3 protein-coding genes are annotated in these 4,326 nt (G+C 72.0%); all 3 read right to left on the reverse strand.

The features are described 5' to 3' along the window. Window positions 1-37 precede the first annotated feature (37 nt). A complete protein-coding gene (locus ACTUAL_RS11825; protein ID WP_440900271.1) occupies window positions 38-2,488 on the reverse strand; it encodes a sensor histidine kinase in 2,451 nt (816 codons plus the stop codon). Between the two features lie 232 nt (window positions 2,489-2,720). Further along, window positions 2,721-3,668, reverse strand: a complete 948-nt coding sequence (locus ACTUAL_RS11830; RefSeq protein WP_440900272.1) for an SMP-30/gluconolactonase/LRE family protein — start codon at window positions 3,666-3,668, stop codon at window positions 2,721-2,723. A 116-nt stretch (window positions 3,669-3,784) separates the two neighbouring features. After that, window positions 3,785-4,326: PucR family transcriptional regulator (locus ACTUAL_RS11835; RefSeq protein WP_440900273.1), on the reverse strand; the 542-nt coding region annotated here is incomplete at its 5' end.

Raw genomic sequence — 4,326 nt, forward strand, 5'->3', positions numbered from 1 at the left:
TTGCCTTTCCGGGTTCCGGTCGTCCGTCCACTGCGGATCAGGATTCGGGCGCCTCGTCGCGGCGGCGGGCGTCCCGCGTGCCGCGCTGGAACGCCGAGAAGTCCTTGCGGACCTGGTCGGCGGACTGCTGGTCGGCGGGGCCCTCGGACAGCGGTTCGGACGTCGGGGTCAAGTCGGTGCGCAGCAGCTGCGGCGCGATGTGCTGCTGCCTGCGCCTGCGGGGCAGTTCGGGCCTGCCGCCCGCGTCGGCGCGGCGGCGGCCGGTGTCGGCGGGTCGTTCGCGCTCGGGTTCGGGTCGGGTGCGCCGGGGCGGCTCCAGCGAGCCGCTGTGCGAGGACAGGTCGAGCCCTCCGCTCAGTCGCCCTTCCGCTGCTCGGGAATCCTCGTTCGCAGCGGCTTCGGCCTGCGCCCAGAAACCCTCCAGCTCCCGCGAGCTGTCGGGAAACGTCGTGGTCTCCTCCTCCTCGTCCGCCTCGTCCACCAGGTCGGGGTGCTGCCTGGGGATCACGTGCTCGTGCAGGCTGCGCCTGGACAGCAGCATGGTCGTGTCGGACTCGGTGGGCGTGTTCGGCGCGGCCACGCTCGACGATGGCACGAGGACCATCGCCAGGGTGCCGCCGTACGGCGACTCCCGCAGCTCCACGTGGACCCCCCGGCGCGCGGCCAGTCGGGCGACCACGAACAGGCCCAGCCGCGACTCGCCGCGCAGGCGCATCGCGTCGAACTCGGGCGGGTCGGCCAGCATCGCGTTGTGCGCGTCGCGGTCCTCGGGGCTGATGCCCAGGCCGTGGTCCTCGATCTCGACCACGACGCCCTGCGGCACCTCGCTGGCGTGGATCTGCACCTGCGAGCGGGGCGAGGAGAACGCGGTGGCGTTGTCGACCAGCTCGGCGATCAGGTGGATGGTGTCCGCGACCGAGGCGCCGACCAGCGCGACCTCGGGCACCGGGTTGACCTTGACCCGCACGTACTGCTCGGTCTCGGCGACGGCCGCGCGCAGCACGTCCAGCAGCCGCACGGGCTTGCGCCACTGCCGTCCGGGGTTCTCGCCCGCCAGGATGATCAGGTTCTCGGCGTTGCGGCGGGCGCGGGTGGCCAGGTGGTCGAGCTGGAACAGCGCGTCGAGCTGCTCGGGGTTCTCCTCCTCGCGCTCCAGCTTGTCCAGGATCTTCAGCTGGCGGTGCACCAGGCCCTGGTTGCGGTGGGCGATGTCGAGGAAGACCCGGTTGACGCCCTCGCGGGCCTGGCTCTCCTTGACCGCGGCGGCCACGGCGGTGAACTGGGCGGCGTTGAACGCGTCGGCCACCTGGCCGATCTCGTCGCTGCCGTAGTCCAGCGGCGGGACCTCGGCCTCCACGTCGACGTGCTTGCCGTCGCGGAGCCGGTCGACGATGTCGGGCAGCCGCTCGTGCGCCAGGGTCAGCGAGTCGTTCTTGAGCGACACCAGGCGGGTGATCAGCGCGCGGTTGACCAGCCGGTTCGAGGTGCGCACGGCGGTGAGGATGCCGCCGAGCACGACGATGAGGGCGACCAGGCTGGAGACCAGCACGGTGATGAACTGGCTGTTGCTGCGGTTCAGGCCCGCGTCGGAGGCGACGGTGGCCTGCTGGACCGCGAGGTCGATCAGCCGCTCGCCCACCGGGCCCGCGGCGGTCTCCCAGTCGGCCAGCCTGATCCGGGCGTCGGGGTCGGTGATGAGGTCGTTCTCCAGCTTGGAGAGCGTGGCCCACTCGGGCGAGCCGGTCAGGGCCGCGTAGCGCTCCTTGAGCTGGTCCTCGACGACCGGGCCGGTGGTGACCATGAGGGAGTGGTAGGAGGCGATCAGGTTGACCAGCTCCAGCCGGTCCTCCGGGTTGGGGTCCTCCGCGCCGATGACGACCGGGGCCAGGGAGGTGGAGCGCGACATCCAGTCCGCGGCGCGGAACAGGTTGGTCGCGGTCAGGCCGCCGTGCGCCGCCGTGGTGTCGGGGACGACGCGGGCCTGGGTGTCGAACAGGGTGGTGCCCGCGTCGAGGACGCGGTTGTAGTAGTTGTAGACCTCGGTCCGCTGCACCTTGCCCGTCTCGACCTGGGCGCGCCGCTGCGGCAGTTCGCCGAGCAGGGCGTTCAGCTCGTTGATGCGGGCCTTGACCTGGTCGGGCGCGCTGTCGTAGACGGAGTCGAAGGCGGCCCGCATCACGGTGCTCGCCTCGTCCACGACGCGCTGCCGCTCGTGCAGCGCGGTCAGGTCCTGGGTGCCCTTGGCGAGCACCGACATCACGGTCTTGCGCTCCTCCTGGAGCGCGGTGAACGCCTTCACCGCGGGGATCGACGCGTCCTTGACGCTGACCGCGACCGCGCGGGTGTAGAAGCCGTCGAAGACCGTATAGGAGGTGAAGGCCAGCCACATCACCAGGAGCACCACGCTGGGCACGACCACCACGCTGGTGAGCCGTGAGCGGATGGTCTTCTGGTTGGTGCCCGCCTCCACCTTGTCCTTCTGCTTCACAGCGCTCCGCAGCCTCGTGAACTTCCTGCTTGCCGGTAAACGCGGGCGTGACAGCGAGCCGCCTCTTCGTTCACCCGATCGGCGAACAGAACGTTAACACCCAAGATCAAAGTAACGAAGAGACCGCGATCACGCACAGCGCGTAGACAGAGGCTACCCAGTCGAGCGATCACCCGAACAGGGGGCCGTTGGGAACTAGGGGGGACATTAGGGACTCAGCGGTCCCGGAACGTCACGGCTTGACAATCGCCACGGCGTTGTACGGAGTGGTGGGAGTGGGTTCGGTGGTGAAGCGGGCGTTGGGCAGGTAGAGCCGATCGCCGAACCGGGCGATCGTCGTCGGCACGTCGAAGCGCGGGTCGGTCACCCTCGTGACCAGCGACGCAGCGGTCCCGGCGCGGTCGAGCGAGAACAGCGCGACGGTGTTCAGGCGGTTCTGCACGACGTAGAGCCCGCGGCCGTCGAGCAGCAGCCCGTCACCGTTCGTGAGCACTTCCCCGCCGAGGTCGACTTCGCGCGCGAGCCCGGTGTCCGGGTTCACCCGGAACAACTTCCCGGTGTTGCTCTGCACGACCAACAACGCGCGCCCGTCCGGGGTGGTGGTGATGCCGTTGGCGTTGTTCACACCTGGGGTCAGGGAGAAGTCGCCGGTGAGCGGGACGACGTCGAATTCCGAGGGCAACTCACCAGCGCGACCGAGCGGGAGGCGGTAGAGGAGCGCCTTGCGGGAATCGGTGAAGTAAGCGGCGTCGCGGGTGACGACCACGTCGTTGACGAAGGTGTCGGCGTCCTGGGCGAAGCGGTAGGAGGCGAGGACGGCGCCGGAGCGCGCGTCGACCACCCGGCCGTCACCCGCCGCGCCGCCCGCGACGAAGAGGCGGTCCGCCCGGTCGACCTCGAGGCCGACGGAGGCGGTGCCGGGCCCCTGGCTGAACACCTCGCCGCGACCGGTGCGCAGGTCGACGCGGTAGAGGTCGCCGTCGGCGCGGGAGCCGAAGTAGGCGGTGGGGCGGTCGCCGATGGCGATGCCCTCGGGCAGGAAGCCGTCGGGGAGGGGGAACTCCGCGGGGAAGGCGTGCCGGGCCGGGGGCTCGGGGCTCGCGACGGCGGGCGGGGGCGCGGCGAGGGCGGTGACGAGCCCCGCGACGAGGGCGGTGACGGCTCCGGTGGTGCGGATCACGCGGTGACAGCTCCTTCGCTCGACGGGCTCGGGACGTCCGGTTCCGGAGTTTTCCGCAGGAGCGGGGTGGCGTGAAGGGGGGACGGGGAATCGACAGGTCAGGGCGGGGCGGCCGGTCACCCGGCCTGGAGGGCGAGGAACAGGTCGACCCGCCGGTCGAAGCGGGACAGGTCGACGCCGAGCAGCTCCTCCACCCGGCCGATTCGGTACCGCAGGGTGTTGACGTGCACGTGCAGCCGCTCGGCGGTGGTGGTCCAGGAGCCGGAGCAGTCCAGGAACACGCGCAGGGTGTTCAGGAGGTCGGCGCCGCGCGCGGCGTCGTGGTCGAGGAGGGGGCCGAGCAGGCGGCGGCGCAGGTCGGCGCGCGCCTGATCGGGGATCGCGGCCAGGAGGAGGCGGTGCGGGGGGATCTCGGCGGCGGTGACGACCTCGGTGCGGGCGCCGCGCTCGGCGGCGAGCGCCAGCGCCCAGCGGGCCTCCTGCGCGGCCCCGCGCAGGGCCGCGGCGCGGACCTGGGAGGAGACGCCGACCAGGACCCTGCGGCCCGCCAGGGCGGGGAGGGCGGTGCGGAGGGCTCGGCGGAGGGCCGGGGACGGGTCGGTGGGGGTGCGGAGCACGGCGCAGGCGGTGCGGGGGGCGGTGGCCGGGGGCGGCGGTC

Source organism: Actinosynnema sp. (assembly GCF_052038725.1).